21 protein-coding genes are annotated in these 18,474 nt (G+C 42.2%); 20 read left to right on the plus strand and 1 reads right to left on the minus strand.

Annotation, left to right across the window (positions count from 1 at the left end; genetic code table 11):
* Positions 1-386: 386 nt before the first annotated feature.
* The gene (locus U9Q77_01195; GenBank protein MEA3285978.1) at positions 387-2,279 is read right to left on the minus strand and encodes a PAS domain S-box protein; all 1,893 of its coding nucleotides are present in this window, start codon (positions 2,277-2,279) and stop codon (positions 387-389) included.
* 444 nt (positions 2,280-2,723) lie between these two features.
* Between U9Q77_01195 and U9Q77_01200 the strand changes: the two genes are divergently transcribed.
* The 20 genes from U9Q77_01200 (at position 2,724) to U9Q77_01295 (ending at position 18,469) form a co-directional block, all read left to right on the plus strand.
* Positions 2,724-3,578: an AAA family ATPase gene (locus U9Q77_01200; protein MEA3285979.1), complete on the plus strand. Its 855-nt coding sequence runs from the start codon at positions 2,724-2,726 to the stop codon at positions 3,576-3,578.
* Between the two features lie 8 nt (positions 3,579-3,586).
* Positions 3,587-3,787, plus strand: coding sequence for a hypothetical protein (locus U9Q77_01205; GenBank protein ID MEA3285980.1), 201 nt, complete (start codon positions 3,587-3,589; stop codon positions 3,785-3,787).
* Between the two features lies 1 nt (position 3,788).
* Positions 3,789-4,712 (plus strand): HDOD domain-containing protein, encoded by a 924-nt coding sequence (locus U9Q77_01210; protein MEA3285981.1) that lies wholly within the window; start codon positions 3,789-3,791, stop codon positions 4,710-4,712.
* A gap of 99 nt (positions 4,713-4,811) precedes the next feature.
* Positions 4,812-5,186, plus strand: coding sequence for a response regulator (locus tag U9Q77_01215; GenBank protein MEA3285982.1), 375 nt, complete (start codon positions 4,812-4,814; stop codon positions 5,184-5,186).
* 15 nt (positions 5,187-5,201) lie between these two features.
* Positions 5,202-5,825, plus strand: coding sequence for a hypothetical protein (locus U9Q77_01220; GenBank protein MEA3285983.1), 624 nt, complete (start codon positions 5,202-5,204; stop codon positions 5,823-5,825).
* Positions 5,826-5,843: 18 nt separating this feature from the next.
* Complete coding sequence (locus tag U9Q77_01225) at positions 5,844-6,107, plus strand: hypothetical protein (protein ID MEA3285984.1); 264 nt, start codon at positions 5,844-5,846, stop codon at positions 6,105-6,107.
* A gap of 16 nt (positions 6,108-6,123) precedes the next feature.
* Positions 6,124-7,527, plus strand: a complete 1,404-nt coding sequence (locus U9Q77_01230) for a FapA family protein (GenBank protein ID MEA3285985.1) — start codon at positions 6,124-6,126, stop codon at positions 7,525-7,527.
* A gap of 16 nt (positions 7,528-7,543) precedes the next feature.
* Positions 7,544-8,923, plus strand: a complete 1,380-nt coding sequence (locus U9Q77_01235) for a response regulator (GenBank protein MEA3285986.1) — start codon at positions 7,544-7,546, stop codon at positions 8,921-8,923.
* A gap of 11 nt (positions 8,924-8,934) precedes the next feature.
* Positions 8,935-9,507 (plus strand): response regulator, encoded by a 573-nt coding sequence (locus U9Q77_01240; protein MEA3285987.1) that lies wholly within the window; start codon positions 8,935-8,937, stop codon positions 9,505-9,507.
* A 31-nt stretch (positions 9,508-9,538) separates the two neighbouring features.
* The gene (locus U9Q77_01245; GenBank protein ID MEA3285988.1) at positions 9,539-10,909 is read left to right on the plus strand and encodes a sigma-54 dependent transcriptional regulator; all 1,371 of its coding nucleotides are present in this window, start codon (positions 9,539-9,541) and stop codon (positions 10,907-10,909) included.
* Positions 10,910-11,215: 306 nt separating this feature from the next.
* Entirely contained in the window at positions 11,216-11,602 is a 387-nt protein-coding gene (locus tag U9Q77_01250) for a hypothetical protein (protein ID MEA3285989.1), read from the plus strand.
* Positions 11,603-11,611: 9 nt separating this feature from the next.
* Positions 11,612-12,109 carry a flagellar basal body rod protein FlgC gene (flgC, locus tag U9Q77_01255; GenBank protein MEA3285990.1) on the plus strand — a complete coding sequence of 166 codons (498 nt, stop codon included), beginning with the start codon at positions 11,612-11,614 and terminating at the stop codon, positions 12,107-12,109.
* Positions 12,110-12,111: 2 nt separating this feature from the next.
* The gene (locus U9Q77_01260; protein MEA3285991.1) at positions 12,112-12,411 is read left to right on the plus strand and encodes a hypothetical protein; all 300 of its coding nucleotides are present in this window, start codon (positions 12,112-12,114) and stop codon (positions 12,409-12,411) included.
* 8 nt (positions 12,412-12,419) lie between these two features.
* Positions 12,420-12,740, plus strand: a complete 321-nt coding sequence (locus tag U9Q77_01265) for a flagellar hook-basal body complex protein FliE (protein ID MEA3285992.1) — start codon at positions 12,420-12,422, stop codon at positions 12,738-12,740.
* 19 nt (positions 12,741-12,759) lie between these two features.
* Positions 12,760-14,409: a flagellar basal-body MS-ring/collar protein FliF gene (gene fliF, locus U9Q77_01270; protein ID MEA3285993.1), complete on the plus strand. Its 1,650-nt coding sequence runs from the start codon at positions 12,760-12,762 to the stop codon at positions 14,407-14,409.
* Positions 14,410-15,447: a flagellar motor switch protein FliG gene (gene fliG, locus U9Q77_01275; protein ID MEA3285994.1), complete on the plus strand. Its 1,038-nt coding sequence runs from the start codon at positions 14,410-14,412 to the stop codon at positions 15,445-15,447.
* An 8-nt stretch (positions 15,448-15,455) separates the two neighbouring features.
* Positions 15,456-16,163 carry a FliH/SctL family protein gene (locus U9Q77_01280; GenBank protein ID MEA3285995.1) on the plus strand — a complete coding sequence of 236 codons (708 nt, stop codon included), beginning with the start codon at positions 15,456-15,458 and terminating at the stop codon, positions 16,161-16,163.
* Positions 16,144-17,472 carry a flagellar protein export ATPase FliI gene (fliI, locus tag U9Q77_01285; GenBank protein MEA3285996.1) on the plus strand — a complete coding sequence of 443 codons (1,329 nt, stop codon included), beginning with the start codon at positions 16,144-16,146 and terminating at the stop codon, positions 17,470-17,472. The genes U9Q77_01280 and fliI overlap by 20 nt, the downstream gene beginning before the upstream one ends.
* Positions 17,469-17,924, plus strand: a complete 456-nt coding sequence (gene fliJ, locus U9Q77_01290) for a flagellar export protein FliJ (GenBank protein ID MEA3285997.1) — start codon at positions 17,469-17,471, stop codon at positions 17,922-17,924. Before fliI ends, fliJ begins: the two co-directional genes overlap by 4 nt.
* Positions 17,921-18,469 (plus strand): hypothetical protein, encoded by a 549-nt coding sequence (locus U9Q77_01295; GenBank protein ID MEA3285998.1) that lies wholly within the window; start codon positions 17,921-17,923, stop codon positions 18,467-18,469. The genes fliJ and U9Q77_01295 overlap by 4 nt, the downstream gene beginning before the upstream one ends.
* The last annotated feature ends 5 nt before the right edge of the window (positions 18,470-18,474 follow it).

The raw sequence follows: 18,474 nt of genomic DNA on the forward strand, positions 1-18,474 counted from the left end.
AACTGTGCGTTATCTCCTTCATCTTTTCCAGTTCTGTTGTACTTAAAATCTTGACCATAGCTATCAGTCTCCACACTACATGCTACGCCCTGACAAGCAGCTATGCTCAAAATATGAAGCTTGACGGAACCGCAAAAAGTATCTGAGAATTCATAAAAAAATGCCCTAAAACCATAAAATACAACTACATATAGTGAATAAGCCTAAATCCATATATATCAACACTTTGCGTCTCTGCGCGCGGCGCCTGTCCTGAGCAAAGTCGAAGGGCGAGAGGTGGTTCCTGAGCCCGGTCGAAGGGGACTTTTTGCGAGATCGTCAAGCTTTCTGAACGGAAAATATTTTGAACCTATACGTGCCCTCAAAAGTCCAATTGGGTTTTCAGTTTAATCCTTCGTTTTGTCAATAACCTTTCTTACCCGACGGTTTAGTTCTGTTGCAGTGAAGGGTTTTTTCATAAATTCAATATCCGGACTCAGCTTTAGACCCTTGATCTCTGAATCCCGGGCGTAACCGCTTATGTAGAGAAACTCAGGACAATAAGGCAAGTTTTCAACCCGCTTGTAAAGTTCCGTTCCGCTCATTTCAGGCATGACCAGGTCAGTGATCACCAAATCAATCACATAGTTGTTCTCCAAGATAATATCTGCTGCAACTTTTCCATTCTTCGCCATTCTCACAGTATATCCTGATGATTCTAAAATACCCTGGAGGATAGTGATGACATCAATATCATCCTCAACCAGTAGAATAGTTTCTCGGCCACGAATTGTGATCTGATCTTGCTTGGCAATACTGGAGATAGCTTGCTGAGAAGCCAGGTAGGGGAAGTAAATTTCAAAAGAAGTGCCTTCTCCAACTTTACTTTTGCAATGGATTAAACCATTATGTTGTTTTACCAGGCCGTATACCATTGAGAGACCTAACCCACTTCCTTCACCAATCCCTTTGGTTGTGAAAAAGGGATCGTACATTTGTTTCAGGGTCTCTTCATTCATCCCCAGACCCATATCTTTCACAATAAGCTTAACGAAATACCCCGGAGTAAAATTGAATGAAGAATTGATATTGTTTTCCTCCAACTGGACAATATCAGTGGAGATCAACACACTGCCTCCTTCAGGCATGGCATCCCGGGCGTTGACACATAGATTTGTTAATATTTGCTGCAGAGCCACCGGGTCAGCGTTGATAGTGCACTCCACCTCACATGGTGATGTGTTGTAGTCCATGTCTTCAGGGAGAACCCGACCTAGAAAGTCAGCAGAACTGACAATGATATCATTCAGATCCAATTTAGTGAAAGACAATATATCTTTGCGGCTAAAAGCCAACAGTTGATGAACCAGTTTGGCTGCTTCTTGAGATTTAATCTCAATATGCTGGAAGAAGTTATAGGCGCGATGATCATTGTCCAATACGCCGAGACCCAAACCGGCATATCCAATGATTCCAGTGAGAATATTATTAAAATCGTGTGCTATGCCACCAGCAAGCAATCCAATGGCTTCCAGCTTTTGCGATTGGCGGAGTTCTTCTTCCAATAAGCGCCGTTCAGTAATATCCAAACCGATAATTTGGGTGGAGGGGACAGCCTTAAAAACGATGGGTAGAAAGATGGCTTCTACATCCACCAAATTCTTGTTAACATCTAAAAAATGAGTATGCTGCAGATCTCGTTGTCCCTTTTGCTCTCGGTCTTGGAGATGTCTAACCAGATTTAAATGTTCTTCCGGCAGTACAAAAGATGCCATGTGCTGACCAATAATATCAAACTGATTCTCTGCTCTAAGCAGATCAACTGCGGCGGGGTTCAGATAAGCTATTTTCTCACCAGAGACGATAAAAATGGCAAATGGAGATAATTCCACTAGACTGCGATATCTTTCCTCACTCTCACGCATTGCGATGTCTACTTCAAAACGCATTGTGATATCCTGAATAGTGTAAGCCAGCACCTGTTGTCCCTGATAGCTGATACTATTCATTAGCAATTGAATGGGGATACTGGAACCATCGCGCTTTTTAGCGAATAGATCTGCTGTGTAGGTTTCACCACTGAAGACACTTCTGGTCATCATCTCCACAATTGTTGGATCAATTCTGGCAAAATCAATGATCTGAACATCTTTTTGGCCGATCAGTTCATCTCTTGAATATTCCAGAAGGATAGTGGCAGCTTTATTGATCTCAAGGATAGTACCATCCCTGTCACTAAGAATGACACCATCGGGATAGTCAAAGAAAAAGGATTCAAAGGTTGCAGCTGTTTGTCCCATAAACGTGTGCTCTCTCATTAGCGATTATTGGAATTGATTCAGGCTGGAAACTATTAAATAATTAGGTTGATACCACGGATATTCAGACCTTACCATAGATGTTACCGGATAATCCATCCGAAAATATTCAATTATTGTTATGCGTAAACGAGGTGATCCCATGCGGAAATAATTTCCCTGGCTATTGGGAAAATAATTCCCAATGCGTCAATAATAATTCAATAGTGGGTTTGATATGTTCTCTAAGAGCAATAAAATCAATATGAAATGTCTTTCTCCTTGAGTAGTGCTCATTACCAGATACGGTGGCATGATTTCTGCGAAAATGCACGGGTCGCATGAAGCGGCTCCACGGGAGAAAATCGAAATTGCGGAATTGTCGTAACCAGACCAACACAGTGTGGTCCTCTATTTTAAAAGTGCTCTCTGCTTATCCGGGAAAAGGTGAATGGTAAAATTATGGTAAGTGAACACGTGGACTATTATCCAGAAAACTTTGGGATTCAGCGAGACCCATTTGAAGCAACACCAGATCCTTTTTTCTATTACAAAAGCCAGAATCATGCAACCGTGCTTGAATGGGTAACGGAAGCAATTGACCAAAGGGAATTAGGACTGGTCATTGGTGAACAAGGTTCTGGAAAGACTGTGTTAGCAAGATTTCTGGCTAATTCTCTAGACAATAAGCGCTATAAAATATGTTGGATCTCTGATCCGCAAATAACACCCCTGACCTTCCTTAAAACGATCTGTACCAGCTTGCTTGACATTGAACCTCACAATCAGAAAAAGGAAGTTCAACAACAGATCAAGCAAGGTTTGATCGCATTATTCCAAAGGGGTATCCGGCCAATTGTGATTGTTGAGGATGCACATGAAATTCGCCAGAAAGCTATTTTTGATGAGATCAGGCAGCTTTCAAATTTTCAAATAGGGATTCAAAATTTAATATCAATAATAATGTTTGGGCGACCAGCTCTAGACAAGCGATTGAAACATCAAGCCTATCATATTTTTCTAGAACGGCTCCACTTCTCTATTGTTCTGACCCCTCTAGGCAGAAAGGAAACGAAGTATTATCTACTCAACCGCCTTCAATTGGCCGGTTTGATAGCCAGTTTCCCCTTTGCTGAAGATGCGGTGGTTCGGATATGGGAGTTATCAGGAGGTATCCCACGTTCCATCAATCAAATTGCTTCACTTAGTATGGCGCGGTCTGCAAAAGCCAAGCTGAATGAAATTTCTATTGATCAAGTAAATGCAGTTGCTAATGATCTATTTCCGAGAACGAATAAGTAGAGAAGGTCATGGCAATAATTCAAAAATTCCCCAAAAATGATTTTAGTCCAACAAGACAACCAACTATGCCACTTACAGTCATGAAATTCAGCCCGCTTCCAAAAGTTATTAAGATCTTTGCCATTTCTGATATTATCGATCAGATCGCTAAAAATAATGTCAAATTTGAAAAATTAGATAGCCTGGCCTATCGTCCAAGATCAGGATAATATGGAAGACAGGGCAAAATATTATCAGGATAAGATCCAGTCATTGGTCGGGCTGCCAACTTTGCCGACCATTGCTCTGGAGATTCAGAGTATCATGCGTGAGGATAAGCTCTCTGTCATTCAAACTGTTCCTATTATTGAGCAAGACCCTTCTCTGGCCCTGAAAATTCTGAAAGTTGCAAATTCAGCCTATTACGGAATGTCGAGGAAAGTGAATTCTCTTCGTCAGGCAGTTGTGATTATTGGTATGCGCGAGTTAGCGGGAATTGTTCTCGGATTCTCGGTTCTGAAATCTATGACTCAACCTGGTGCAGAAACATCGATCAATTGGAAGAAGTTTTGGGAGCATAGTGTTGCTGTTGGACATATTGCAGAATTATTGGATGAAGAATTAGGGATCCACTTCAGTGAGAGTCCCTATTCACTGGGCTTACTACATGATGTTGGACAATTGGTGCTCTTTCGCCTGGACCAGAGTAAGTTTGAGGAGGCTTATCACCTGAGTCTTTCTGAAAGGATTTCCATGATTCAGGCAGAAGCCAGAGTTTTTGGAATAACCCATCAACAGGCCGGCCAGTGGATCGCAAAACGCTGGGGACTTAGTGAATATATTCAATCTGTTAATGGGCATCACCATGATTTGGCTGCTATTGAGGATGTGGAACTACGGATAGCTGGCTCTCTGGTTCAACTCGCGAATTATATTGCAAACAATATCAGATTGAATTTCGGCCATCGGCAACTCAGAACTGAAGATGATACACCGGAGGCTTGGGAAATGATCCAGATTCGATCGACCAGAGCGCGGGATAGTGATTTTAATACCTTCCTGCTTGATCTGGAAGAGCATTGGAGCGCCGTCAGAGATATGGTCAAATTATTGAATATGGGAGACGTGAATGAACCCAAAAAGCAAACAAAATGATCAATCATATATAGGTCTCTTACCAAATAATCGACCACCAGCATCACAGTGGGAGTTGGTATGGGGCAAACGAATAGGTAAGTGTGAAAGGATAATATAATGAGTGATTTTAAAGTATTGTACGTGGATGATTCGCACACCATGCGGCGTATCCTCAAGAATTCACTAAACAAAGTTGGCTTTAATGATTTGATCGAAGCCGAAAACGGAAGAGAAGCGCTTGAAAAATTATTAGATGTTGATGTGGATCTGATTGTCACCGATTGGAATATGCCTGAAATGAATGGTGAAAAAATGGTTGTTGAATTACGGGGCAATCCCAAATATAAAGATATACCAATTCTGATGGTGACCACCAGGGGAATGAAGGAGGACGTGATCACTGCAGTGAAAATTGGGGTGAACGGCTATATGGTGAAACCATTTACTCCCGAAATATTAAAGAAGAAAATCAACGATATTCTTAGCAAGTAGATGAAGGTGATGTAGATGGAAAAGGAGAAACACTTAGATCAAGTTTTAACGCGTATCAATGATATGCGGGGATTCTTTAAGTTTGGCGATGAGGTTATTCCATTTTTGGGAGACTTATTTTCGTTTTTAAAAGGGATCATGCCCCTGATGTCTGAAATGAATAATTCATTGCAGGATAGCGCTCACAAGATCCCCACAGCATCAGATCGGATCGATGATGTAACCAGAGCCACCGAATATGCAACGGTGGAGATCTTGGATGCTCTGGATAAAATATCGGCCACTCTTGAAATACTACCAGAGCTGGCAAAAGATAACCAGACCAAAAGTATCAATATGATGCATGAAGAGGTAGCCAATATTGTAAATGCCCTGCAATTTCAGGACATCACATCTCAAAAATTGGCTCATGCTAATAAGATCCTTGGGGCAATCTATGACAAGTTCACAGTCCTATTCGCCTCATTGGAAGAAGCCAAAATGTCCACTTCAATTGGAAAAAAGGTTTTAGAAGCAATTGAGGAACAGGTCGATCCGGATGCCCGGCAGAGAGAAAAGGATGCGTTAGATGCAGAGACCCGGGATGATATTCACCATGAAGCAATTTCTCAAGATGACATAGATTCCATGTTCGGCTAATGGTCAAAAGGTATTTATATGATGAATAATGATGAATTTGTAGAGATGGATGAAACTGAAAATCAGTTCACAAAACAGAAAACTCGCCAAAAGAGTGGTGTGATCAAAAATGTGAACAGCCATATGAAAGGAACAATCCATCTTGATCCGGTGGAAGAAAACCAGGAAGATGGTGTTGAATTCTTTCAACCGATCTATGAGGGTGATCTCATCGTGGGTGTGATCCACAAATGCAATTGTGGGAAAATCGCAGAGCTTAGATTTCAGTATTCAGATCAATGATATAAAATTTATTAAGATGACTGTATTTAGAACAGATGGCATAACGATACACGTTTCAATAGATGAGATGACCGCACTACTATCTATTAGTGTAAGGGGTGATGATTTTCCCTCGCTGGCAGTTGTTGAATCAGCTTTGCAGGAAGCAGAGGTCGTGGTGGGAGTCAACACAGGTATACTGAAAAAACTGGTTTCTGACAGAAAATCCATACATGAACTTAATATTGCTCAAGGTCTTGCCGCAAGTGACCCCATACCGGATGAATTGGTCTGGAAAATAGATATTGCAACGAAACATCGTCCGAATATCAGTGTAGATGGAAAAGCGGATTTCAAACAGTTGAAGCAATTTGAAGTTGTAAGTAAAGGTGACCAAATTGTAAAGCTGGTTCCCGGTGTCCCAGGTCAACCGAAAACCACTGTCACAGGAAAAATAATTGAGGGACCAGCAAATATCGAACCTCTGGTCATTCCGGCCGGGAAGAATACCCAGCTTTCTAAAAATGGGTTAACTCTCTGTGCCGCTATTGATGGTGTAGCGATGCTTAAAAGAGGAAAAGTTGTTGTAGATAATGTGTTTCATATCCATGGTGATGTCGATTTCAACACCGGTAATGTGAAATACCAGGGAACGGTAATGATCGGCGGCGATGTTCGGTCTGGATTTAGGGTAGAGGCAACGGATTCGATAATTATTAAAGGCAGTGTTGAAGCAGCCGAGATCTATTCAAAAAATGGCAGTATTGTGATCGAGAATGGTGTTTTGGGCCGTGGTCGGGCCAGGATACTTGCCGGAGATGATCTGATCTGCGGATTTATCCAGGATGTCACAGCCAGTATTAAAAATGATGTGGTAATAAAACACTATGCCATTAATTCTCATATTACATCAGGTGGTAAAATTCTATTAAACGAAAATGAGGGTTTGATTCGAGGTGGAAAAACAATTGCTGAGAAGGGGATTGAACTCCTTGAAGCAGGATCAGATCAAAATATTCTGACTGAAATGGCTCTCACACGAAGTGATATGGATGGAGAACAATCCAAGCTTTGGCAGAGTAAGATCGATCTTGCTGAAGAGTACCGCTATCTGGATTCGTTGAAGAAGAGATTAGAATTTCTGGAATTATTACAGCAGCGTCTCAATACTATATCTGAGGAACGAGCGGCGGAAATAGCAAAAATACATGGGGAGATCACCGCAGCCGAAAATCAAATCGAGATGACAACCGAAAAGTGTGAGAAACTCGTTAAAGAAGCCATGGGGCAATCACCTGAATACGCAGTGAAGATCAAGAAATGTTTACATCCTAAGGTGACAGTAACCATTGGACATAAAAAATATTATAGCACAAGTATTAAGGGCGGTGTGTGCATTTATCGCCAGGGTGATGAAATGCTTGTTGAGTCTCTGAATTAGGGTGATGGGAGCGGATATGGAAAAAAATAAGATCTCAATATTGATCGTTGATGATGAAGAGATGATTGTGACAATCCTCATCAATTTTCTTTCTGAAAAGGGTTACGCAGTCACTGGTATTAATGATCCTGAAGAAGCACTTGAATTATTGAAAAGGTCATCTTTTGATATTGTGTTTACTGATCTGATGATGCCGCAAATAAATGGGATGGAATTGGTAAAGGAAATCCGTCAACAGGAAAATGATACTCAAATTATTATTTTTACAGGCTATGCCTCAGTTGATTCAGCCATTGACGCAGTTCAACAGGGAGTATATGACTATATTAAAAAACCGTTTAGACTGGAAGATATTGATAAGATACTAACCCACGCAATTGAAAAACTGACCCTCAAACGAGAGAATGAGACTCTGCACAATGAAGTAAAGAGTATGCTTTCTCAGATCACTATGCTTTATGATATCAGCAATATATTGTACCAGGTGAGAGAACAGAAATATGCAGTTGAGATGCTATTTGACACGATGGCTGAAAGTATGCATATCCACACCGCGTTGCTCTGTGAACCTGAAAATGATGTGCAGAAATTTGGGGTTACTTATACTACTGTTGGTGCCAAAAGTATGAAAAATAGTTTAAATTTTAATGCTAATGCTATCTTTAATGGAAAAGTTCTGTCGAATGAGAATATAACCATCCTCCCTGATGTAGGAGCCAAGCTCAAGATTGATGACAATGATGTTGATCTTCCCGATGCATGCCGACAGATTATCTTTATTCCTATTAAATACCAGGGGTTATTGCAGGGATATCTGGTTATCGTGGAACACAAGGATCACGTCTATCCCTTTACGGATGAATTGACTCTTTTGAAGATACTGGCAACTCAGATAGCCCCTATCATTGGGTCTCGTCAAGGGCGCTCAAAGAGAAACCTTGAAAGTAATGATGTAGAACCTATTCGGGCACTTGACGATCTGATCAATGCCGAACTTGGGTTGAGTGATATCTCAGATACACCCGTGAGCTTTGCCATGACCCGTTTAATTGCGACGGGGATGTCGGAAGAGGAAGCAGATTTCTCATTGTTGAGAGTAAACTGGCGGAACCTGATCGCTGATCAATTGGGTCCGGATAAACGGCTATATTGGGCAGGCTATGATACGCTGATGATCATGGCTGTAGGTGGAAATCCAGTTGGACTCGACCATCACCTGGCCAACGTCCGCAATGAAATGGAGAGTGGTAGGATGAGGTCAAAATCAAAAACAGACTTGAGTATGACCCATGCTATCTTAACCTACCCATTTGATGCAGATTCTGCAAAAAAGATTACAGCTAAACTCAGCTCATGCTTGTTTAACGATGTTAGAAAAGTGAAATATTCAGGGTAGGCGATATTACGATGACACAAGAGCAAAGCCCTTTAACTATCCTGTTGGTCGATGATGATAAGACAATTGTTGATATTTTCAAATATGGATTAAGTGAGCACGGGTATGAGGTCCACACTGCCTTTACTGTTTCTGAAGCTCTCCGAGTTGCCAATGCCATCAGAATTGATTGTCTTTTATCGGATATCCAATTACCCGGTCGGGATGGGATCACCCTGAATGCGATCATCAGGGAGATGTATCCTGATGTGATCAGTATTCTGATGACCGGTTACCCGGGAATCAGTAGTGCTATTAAAGGGTTAAGACAGAATATTCACGACTATTTGATCAAACCATTTTCTGTCGAACAGGTCATTGCTTCAATTGAACGAGCGATCAAGAATGATAACTTGCAGAAAACCAATGTCAGTTGTCTTCAGAAAATATCTGAACTTGAAGAAGAGTTAGAGGCATTGAAAAAACAACTTTCAGAAATAGATTCCAAAGGGAAAGATGAGAGCCAGGAGCTGATAAGGAAAACTGTTGATCATGCCCGTGCTCATAAATCTTACCTGGAACAGCAGGGCCGATTAAAACAATAAGACAGCATGCTGACTTAAAGATAGGAAAACAATGAAAAAAATTCTCGTAGTTGATGATGACCTAAGTCTCAGAACGATTCTGAACGAAACGCTCTCTACTTCAGGATTTAATGTGGAAATAGCGAAGGATGCTAAAGCAGCCCTTGAACTATTATCAGAAAACCAATTTGACCTGGTGATATCAGATCTCATGATGCCTGGCATGACAGGTGTTGAATTTATGGTTGCAGCTCGAAATATTTATGAAAATCTGGGATTCTTGATCATCACAGCCTATGGTACAGTTGAAACTGCGGTTGATGCTTTGCATAAAGGTGCTTTCGATTTTATAACCAAACCCTTCTCAATATCACAGATAGAGTCTCGGGTTACTCGCTATTTTGATTATCAGGAATTAAAAGCTGAGAATAAAGCGCTAAAACGTAAACTCTCAGATGATAGGAAGTACACAAAATTGGTTGGTCAAAGTCCTGAAATGGAGCGGGTTTTCAGTCAGATCAGCATTGTAGCACGAAGCGATGCAGCTGTTTTTATTCAAGGTGAAAGTGGAACAGGAAAAGAACTGATCGCGCAATCTATTCATGAGGGGAGTGATCGATCAGATAAACCATTTTTAAAGATCAACTGCTCGGCAATTCCTGAGTCTTTGTTTGAAAGCACCTTATTTGGACATGAGAAGGGTTCATTCACCAATGCGATCAAAATGCATAAAGGACTTTTTGAAGAAGCTGATGGGGGGACTCTGCTATTAGATGAGATCAGTGAAATTCCGACTACGATGCAGGCAAAGCTATTGCGTGTACTGCAAAATCGCACGATCACCAGAGTTGGGAATACTCAGGAACTGGATGTCGATGTGCGGGTGATCGCAACTTCAAACCAAGACATCGATAAGCTGATCAAAGAGGGCTATTTTCGGTCAGACTTATATTATCGTTTAAATGTTTTTCCAATCATAGTGCCACCGTTGCGGATGAGAAATTCTGACATTCCTCTTTTGATAGACCACTTCCTGGGGAAGTTTAAGATTAAATATCGCTTTGAACACAAAGAGGTATCTGCTGAAACCTTGAAATTAATATCAAAGGAAGACTGGCCCGGAAATGTTCGCCAACTCGAAAATATTATTGAACGTGCGGTCCTCTATTCGGGAGAAGATGAGCGAATTGCCATAGAACACTTTAATCTTGAGGCTGAGATATTGAAAGCCGATGATGCAAGTTCCATTAAGGCTGTTACAACAATCGCAGAGATGGAAAAGCAGATGATCCATAATGCATTGAAGCGAACAACGAATAATCGTACTCAGGCAGCTGATCTGCTTGGCATAAGTGTGCGAACCCTGCGTAATAAACTGCATCTATACGATGAAATGGGTAAGGGTATGCTGAAATATGAGTAACTATTGATCATACTTAAATCCATTAAGTTCCCCTAAGTCCCGACAATTCTCGGGACTTTTTATTTTCATAGTACAAAAAACACTCCGCAATTTATCCCTGAACAATTTAGCCACCTCTTGGAAATATTTTCCGCTCCTGTTTTCATTATCCGCCTGCAATGCTCTGAACTGTGCACCATAACAGACACTTAAATAGCAACTTAAAATAAATATATACAGTAGCTAAAGCCCATGTTTACTGCTTTGTGGTTTCACAATCGATAAATGGTAAATGTAGTGGCATAGCAATTGAATATTTGAGCACCCATGGAAATAAAAATACTTAATACCGATTATGGAGATCTGCTTAAAAAGGCGGCTCATGTTTATGACGAACAACACCAGGCAATTGCCCAGAACATAGCCAATTCCAATACCGATAATTATAAGCGAGTGAATACTGACTTCTCTGAGAAGCTGAAATCTGTAATTGATAATTCAGGGATCAGAGCAAGTCGTGAAAAACATATTCAACATGCCAGTTGGAAGGGCGAAGGATCCCTGGGAAGTCCAAATAATCCAGAGAGTGACGTTGAACTTGCTCGTGAGATGACAGATCTAAGTGCAAATCAGATCAGACATGAGCTCGTTACACGAGCGCTTTCCAGGTACTATTCTGGATTGACAACTGCTATTCTCGGCCGAAACAGGTAGGAAATCACTATGGAAACACAAGGCATTTTTTCAGCACTCAGGAAAACCTATAGTGGTATTTCCTCTCAGATGAAGCGCCTGGAAGTGATTTCAGAAAACATCGCCAATGCTGAGGCGCTTCCAGATAAACAGGGTAAACTCTATCAACGAAAAGTGGCTCTGATCAAAGGTTCTCACGATGCTGAAAATAAGCAATTTGGGGCAAAAATGGCATTAAAGCTAAACCGCTCAAGTAATAAACATTTGGGAACTGGATCTAAGTCTGCTTCCCAGGGCATCATTTCCGCTACTCCACAAAACACTTACGATGTTGTTGAGGTTAAAGGCGAGAAGATCATTCATGACCCGACTCATCCGCGAGCAGACGAGAATGGCTACGTAAAAATGCCCAATGTAAATGTAATTGAAGAAATGGTGGATCTCATGGCTACCAGCAGGGCTTATGAAGCCAATATTACCGTATTGAACGCCGCTAAAAGTATGGCCAAAAGAACTTTCCAGATCTGATTATGGATATCAAAGTACCAGGTTTCAATCCTTTTTCTGTCAATGCTGACAAAGTTTATCAGCAAAACGGAACGCGTAGTATGCATTCATCTGCAGGTGAAGATTCGAATTTTCTTCAGACGCTGATAGAAAAAGAAGAGCACCTCCAGGTTCAATCAACACGTTCATCAGTTTTGTCCCTGCCGGAAAGAGCGACACTACATGTGCTTTTTGGAAGTGAAAGACCGGATGACTCCAATTTTTATGGCAAGAATAATTCAACACCAATTTATAAAGGGCATCTTCTGGATGTTGCTGGTTAGGAGCTTTTATGACTCAGATATATGATCTTATCCAATCGATTCAAGGAACACAACCAGCCAGAAAGGGTGCTGATCCATTACAAAATGGTGAAGCACCAGGAGTAGCGCAGAAGTCATTTGGCGACACAATGACAGATTTTCTTGAAGTTGTCAATGGTAATAGTAAAGCTGCTGCTGCCCAAGTAACAGATGTTGTTCAGGGGAATTCTGACAGCCTTACCCAGGCAATGATCAGTATGGAAGAATCCAAATTGAGTTTCCAATTGATGATAGAGATCAGGTCGAAGTTACTTGATTCATATCAAGAGATTTCACGGATGCAGGTATAAGGGGCAGGAGTAATCGAAAATGACCCAATTGTTTAATCTGATCGGTACCATTTTTAGACGTTACAGCCCTGCCCAACGGGCGGTTCTGGCCGTGGTATTTGTTTTACTGTTTTCCATCACTATTTCTTTGGTCTTGTGGGCTAATCGTCCCGAATTCGTAATTCTATATTCAGATATGGATTCGAAAAATGCCAGTAAGATCCTGGCCGAGTTGCAGGGAAGCAAGGTACGCTATGAGATAGAAGATAATGGGGCAACTATTCTGGTTCCCAAGGAAAAGGCTTCGGAACTGCGCTTGAGATTTATTGAGGCTGGGTATGTCGGTCAAGTTGTCTCAGGTTATGAATTATTTGATGATCAAAAGTTGGGAATGACCAGCTTTATGCAGCAGCTGAACATGCGTAGGGCCCTTGAGGGTGAATTGACCAAGACTATCAATCAGTTCCCAGGAGTTATGAACAGTCGGATCCATCTGGTAATCCCTGAGGGGAAGCTCTTTGAAAAAGGGGAAGATGCATCTGCTTCTATCGTTATAAGCTTGGCACCGGGGAGATTTATAGGCGAAAGTCAGGTAAAGGGAATTGCAGCGTTAGTAGCCAATAGCGTTGAAGGTTTGAATTCAGATGCAGTGGTGGTTGTAGATACTGATGGCAACCTGCTTACCAGTGGACAGGGTGAAGAAATGGTCATGGGGGCTTCAGGAAGTCAGTGGGATCTTCGCCATAATATTGAGAGAAAGCTTGAGAAGAAGATCGAACACCTGCTGGAAGGTGTTGTTGGTCCTCAAAATGCAATGGTAGAAGTCTCAGTTGAGATGAATTTTGAGAAATTGGAAAGAACTCAAGAACTATTTGATCCCGAAAATGTGGTTGTGGTGAGCGAGGAAAGACATTCAGAATCATCAGTAAATCTCGACACAACCAATAATATCAATAATAGCAATGAAAATGAAAATGTGGTCACCAATTATGAGCTGAACAAAACCGTTGAACATTACGTTGCGAATACTGGTGTGGTGATCAGACAAACAGTGGCAGTACTGATAAATGGGACTTACCAGGATGGTGAGGATCCTGCAGGTAAAAAGATTCGCGAGTACGTTCCCAGGAGCAAACAGGAAGTGGCTCAGATCAAAACTCTGGTGCAAAGTGCTGTAGGTTATAGCGAAGATCGTGGTGATGTCATCGAGGTCCAGAATATCCAATTCGATAAAAGCATGATCGAAGAGGATAAAGTATATTTTGAATCTATTGCGCAAAAAGAAATGCAAGCGAGTTTGATCAATAAAGGTCTTATGGCTTTAGGTCTGTTAGTGGCGTTCTTTGTGGTGAGAGGACTATTAAAATCAGTCAGCAATGAAATAGAATTACCAGTCCTTTTAGGGGGCTCGACAGAACAAACCATGCTCCAGGGTTCCAATGTTGTCCAGGGTTTACCCCAGCAGGGCCAAGCAACGGATCCCACAATCGTGGGTTCTCAGTCGGCCCCAGAACCGACTGTTAATTACGATTCAGATGCCTTTATGGCAAAACTCTCACTTGAAGCCCAGGCTAAGCTGAAGGCAAAAGATAAAATGACCTCTGAAGTGGTTGAGTATTCAAAGGAAAATCCTGAGGATACGGCAAAGCTACTCCGGACATGGATGGCACCTACTGTTGGATCCAAATAAATGACTAAAGAAAATCAGAAAAGCAAAAATCCGCCTGGAGACCATCTAAAAAGTCTCCAAAAGGCAGCATTGATCTTGATCGCCATGGGCGTGGCCAACGCAGCTGCCGTGATGAAGCACTTAGCGGATAAAGAAATTGAGAAGATCTCAGTGGAGATCGCACTTCTTCAGAATGTGCCTGCCGAAGTACTATCGGCTGTCATTGAAGAATTCTATCAATTGATGCAGGCCAATGATTTTATAGTTCAAGGTGGTCTTAATTACGCCAAGAGCGTCTTGGAGTCTGCCTATGGTCATAAACGGGCTGAAGAAATCCTCAAACGGGTTGAGGCAACCACTGAAGTGAGTGCCTTCTACCTTTTGCAGACTGTGGATGACAAACAATTACTCAACTTTTTGCAGAATGAACACCCCCAAACGGCAGCGCTTATTCTGGCCAACCTGAAAGCGGCCCAGGCCGCCAATATCATGTCTGAACTTCCTCAGGAGAATCAGAGTGAGATCGCTTTCCGCCTAGCTACCATGGAAAAGACCTCACCTGAATTGATCGAGGAAATTGAGACTGTGCTCAGGGAACAGATCGGAACTGTGTTTGGCGGTGACCTCAGTACTACAGGCGGGGCTGAAGCTGTGGCTGAAATACTAAATTCAGCAAGTCGCTCGGCTGAAAAGAATATTCTCGATTCCTTCAAGGAGCGGGATGCAGATCTATTCGATGAGATCGCCAGTCTCATGTTCCTTTTTGAAGATATTAATAAGCTACCTGATGCGGCAGTTCAGAACATTGTCAAGAACATAGATTCCAATACAATGGCACTTGCACTGAAAGCAACCAGCGAAAATCTGAAAGAAAAGATCTTCAGAAATATGTCTGAACGAGCTGCAGATATGCTTAAAGACGAACTCCAATATCTGGGACCTGTTCGTGTTCGCGATGTTGAAAGTGCCCAGAAAGAGATACTCGATATCGTACGCCAACTGGAAGAAGATGGAGAGATCACTATCGGTCGTGGAGAAGAAGAAGAGGTTATTGAGTAATGGATGTAATGACCCTCAAGCGTCCTCTTAAAGGAGTCCAGCCACTTCTTGCTCAATTGGATGATGAATTATCTGACGATCAACAAGATCATGAAATGGCCAGAATATTTGGAGAAGATCTCAATGAGGAATCCCGAGATCATGAAATGCGTGCCTATGTCGATCGAATAAAGCTGTTGGAAGCTGAATTGCAAAGAGCGCGTACGGAAGCCTATCAGGCGGGGTTTCAAGAAGGTCAAAATTTGGCCAAAATTGAAGCTCGCAAACAATATGCTCAGTTGACCAAGGAGTTTGGTGATAATATCAGTTCGCTGAATACCGAATTTCAAGAAACACTCGAGAAGCTCTCTGAACCATTGTTATCACTCGCTCTGGGAACGGCTGAAAAATTGATTCAACGCGAATTGACCCTGGACAATAATTCAAATGAGATCCTGAGATCACAGTTACAACGCGTGCTGAATGAAACAATTACTCAGACGCAAACTATTGTACAGGTCAACACCACCCAATTGGAGTGGATCACCGGTGCAGATATCCTCAGATCATTGAATATTTCACAAAACCATAATTTACGGTTTATTCCAAATCCACAGCTCCAACCTGGGGAATGCAAAATAGAAACCGAAGACTTTTTAGTGGACAGTACCATAAAAACCCAACTTGAGAACCTGGGGAAGATGTTGAAGGATTCAGATGCAACAGATCTTAGATAGATTCTCAGATTATGCTGTGCTTGCTCGAATGGGCACCCCGCTGCGTTTGGACGGCAAAGTATCCAATGTCGTTGGTCTTGTCATTGAAGCTTCGCTACCCCACGCTACAATGGGAGAATTATGTCAAATTCACCCACGTCACGGATCGGCTATTCGGGCTGAGATCGTAGGGTTTAAAGGTGAAAAAGTATTACTGATGCCCCTGGATCAAACAGTGGGGATAGCACGAGGTAGCCGAGTAGAACGCAGTCCTCGGCCTCTGTCAGTTGGAGTAGGTCCTGAGTTGTTAGGCCGTGTGATCGATGGACTCGGAAACCCCATTGATGGTAAGGGACCAATTTGCGCTGAAAAGCGACAAGCAGTGTATAATTCACCACCCAATCCTTTGACTCGTGAAAGGATCCAGGATATTCTGCCCACGGGCATTCGCAGTATTGATGGCCTGGTTACCATTGGTCGAGGTCAACGCATTGGTATTTTTGCCGGTTCCGGAGTTGGAAAAAGTGTCCTGCTGGGCATGATAGCGCGCTATACAGAAGCTGATGTCAATGTGATCGCCTTAATTGGTGAACGTGGTCGTGAAGTTCGAGAGTTCATCGAAAGAGATCTCGGTCCCGCTGGCTTAAAACGCTCTGTTGTTATTGTAGCAACCTCGGATCAAGCAGCTATGGTCAGAGTAAAAGGTGCCCTGATCGCAACTGCCATTGCTGAATATTTCAGAGATCAGAATAAAAATGTTATGTTGCTCATGGATTCACTCAGTAGAGTTGCAATGGCTCAACGCGAAATTGGTCTTGCTGTTGGTGAACCCCCAACAACCAAAGGTTATACCCCCTCAGTATTTGCGTTATTGCCCCGTCTATTGGAACGTGCTGGTACAGCAGATAGTGGCAGCATCACGGGACTATATTCGGTTCTGGTAGAAGGGGATGATATGGATGAGCCCATAAGTGATGCATCGCGAGCAATTCTGGATGGGCATATCGTACTTTCAAGACGTTTGGCTACCCGGGGTCAATATCCTGCCATAGATGTGAATGAGAGCATCAGTCGGTTAAGAACAGAGGTTGTTACAGATGAACAACTGAGTCAGTCTCAAGCCGTTCTTGAGATGCTCGCCGATTATCGTGATTCAGAAGATATCATAAATATTGGTGCCTATGTCGCTGGAAGCAATCCCGAGGTTGACCGAGCTATTGAAAAGATCGCAGCCATTAAAACATTCTTAAAACAGGACATGCGTGATTCAGCTCCTTTTCAGGATACGCTTGCCAAGTTGCAGGAAACCGTACAGGGCTCAGTACAATGACGAAAGCTTTCAATTTCTCATTGCAGAAGGTTTTGGATATTCGAGGGATCGTTGAAGATGCCAAGGCAGCTGATCTTCAAAAGGCACAGGCGGAAACTGAGTTGGAAAAACAGAGATTGACATTGGTTCAAACCGAGAAGGAAAACCTGGTCAATAGTAGCGACGAAGCAGCTCACACAGGCAGTGTCACCATAGGTGAGCTAAGTAATCGGACAGCCTACGTGGATCAACTCTCTGATAAAATTAAAGAGCATGATGAAGCTGTGGCGACCAGTGAGCTGAAAACAGATGAGCAGCGACAACTCTATATCAAGGCTTCCAAGGATAAAATGGTCATGGAGAAGCTTAAAGAGCATCACCATGATGCCTTTAAGAAGAAAAATAATCAGGATCAGGTAAAAGAAGAAAGTGAGATTGCCGCTCGCACTATTCAAAACGAGGAGGATGCATGAAACAAATCATCATGTGGTCTCTAATGATTGTGGCTTTGTTTGTAGTGTTGATCGCTGTAGCATTTTTTGCCCTTGGTTTTATGACACCTGACCCCAATGAAACAGGCCAGACACTGGCAGTATCAGAAAATGAATTGGCTAGTACAGACACAACGCAAGGTGTACAGCCAAAGATCAGTAAAGCAGATTCATTACAAATAATCATAAATGATCTTACCAATACTTTGTTCTTCGCCAGAGTCACTCTGGATAGCTTGAATGATGAACTAAGTATTAAAGAGGGAATAATTCAGGGGCACGTTTTGCAAGTTGAATCTCTGAAATCGAACTTGCAAACCCTCCAGGACAAGCATGTTTCTATCAAAGAACTGGCAAAAACCTATGAGACAATGAAAGTCGCCGAGATCAAGCCAATTTTAGAGAGAGTGGATGACAAAACCATTATTGCCATCTATCAAAATATGAGTGGCCGTAGCAGGAAGAACCTGATGAAGGCTCTGAATAGTGAACGAGCAGCCCACCTAACCATAAAACTTGCAGGGTGATCAAT

The sequence above is a fragment of the Candidatus Neomarinimicrobiota bacterium genome, from assembly GCA_034716895.1.
Taxonomy (GTDB): Bacteria; Fidelibacterota; UBA8477; order UBA8477; family JABMPR01; genus JABMPR01.

Bases quoted from the DNA above. Each gene is read 5' to 3' on its own strand.
- U9Q77_01250 (MEA3285989.1), top strand. From the start codon at position 11,216: ATGGAAATAAAAATACTTAATACCGATTATGGAGATCTGCTTAAAAAG.
- U9Q77_01235 (MEA3285986.1), top strand. From the start codon at position 7,544: ATGGAAAAAAATAAGATCTCAATATTGATCGTTGATGATGAAGAGATG.
- U9Q77_01280 (MEA3285995.1), top strand. From the start codon at position 15,456: ATGACCCTCAAGCGTCCTCTTAAAGGAGTCCAGCCACTTCTTGCTCAA.
- U9Q77_01205 (MEA3285980.1), top strand. From the start codon at position 3,587: ATGGCAATAATTCAAAAATTCCCCAAAAATGATTTTAGTCCAACAAGA.
- fliJ (MEA3285997.1), top strand. From the start codon at position 17,469: ATGACGAAAGCTTTCAATTTCTCATTGCAGAAGGTTTTGGATATTCGA.
- U9Q77_01260 (MEA3285991.1), top strand. From the start codon at position 12,112: ATGGATATCAAAGTACCAGGTTTCAATCCTTTTTCTGTCAATGCTGAC.
- U9Q77_01295 (MEA3285998.1), top strand. From the start codon at position 17,921: ATGAAACAAATCATCATGTGGTCTCTAATGATTGTGGCTTTGTTTGTA.
- U9Q77_01215 (MEA3285982.1), top strand. From the start codon at position 4,812: ATGAGTGATTTTAAAGTATTGTACGTGGATGATTCGCACACCATGCGG.
- fliI (MEA3285996.1), top strand. From the start codon at position 16,144: ATGCAACAGATCTTAGATAGATTCTCAGATTATGCTGTGCTTGCTCGA.
- U9Q77_01240 (MEA3285987.1), top strand. From the start codon at position 8,935: ATGACACAAGAGCAAAGCCCTTTAACTATCCTGTTGGTCGATGATGAT.
- U9Q77_01225 (MEA3285984.1), top strand. From the start codon at position 5,844: ATGATGAATAATGATGAATTTGTAGAGATGGATGAAACTGAAAATCAG.
- U9Q77_01245 (MEA3285988.1), top strand. From the start codon at position 9,539: ATGAAAAAAATTCTCGTAGTTGATGATGACCTAAGTCTCAGAACGATT.
- U9Q77_01210 (MEA3285981.1), top strand. From the start codon at position 3,789: ATGGAAGACAGGGCAAAATATTATCAGGATAAGATCCAGTCATTGGTC.
- U9Q77_01220 (MEA3285983.1), top strand. From the start codon at position 5,202: ATGGAAAAGGAGAAACACTTAGATCAAGTTTTAACGCGTATCAATGAT.
- fliF (MEA3285993.1), top strand. From the start codon at position 12,760: ATGACCCAATTGTTTAATCTGATCGGTACCATTTTTAGACGTTACAGC.
- U9Q77_01195 (MEA3285978.1), bottom strand. From the start codon at position 2,279: ATGGGACAAACAGCTGCAACCTTTGAATCCTTTTTCTTTGACTATCCC.
- flgC (MEA3285990.1), top strand. From the start codon at position 11,612: ATGGAAACACAAGGCATTTTTTCAGCACTCAGGAAAACCTATAGTGGT.
- fliG (MEA3285994.1), top strand. From the start codon at position 14,410: ATGACTAAAGAAAATCAGAAAAGCAAAAATCCGCCTGGAGACCATCTA.
- U9Q77_01230 (MEA3285985.1), top strand. From the start codon at position 6,124: ATGACTGTATTTAGAACAGATGGCATAACGATACACGTTTCAATAGAT.
- U9Q77_01265 (MEA3285992.1), top strand. From the start codon at position 12,420: ATGACTCAGATATATGATCTTATCCAATCGATTCAAGGAACACAACCA.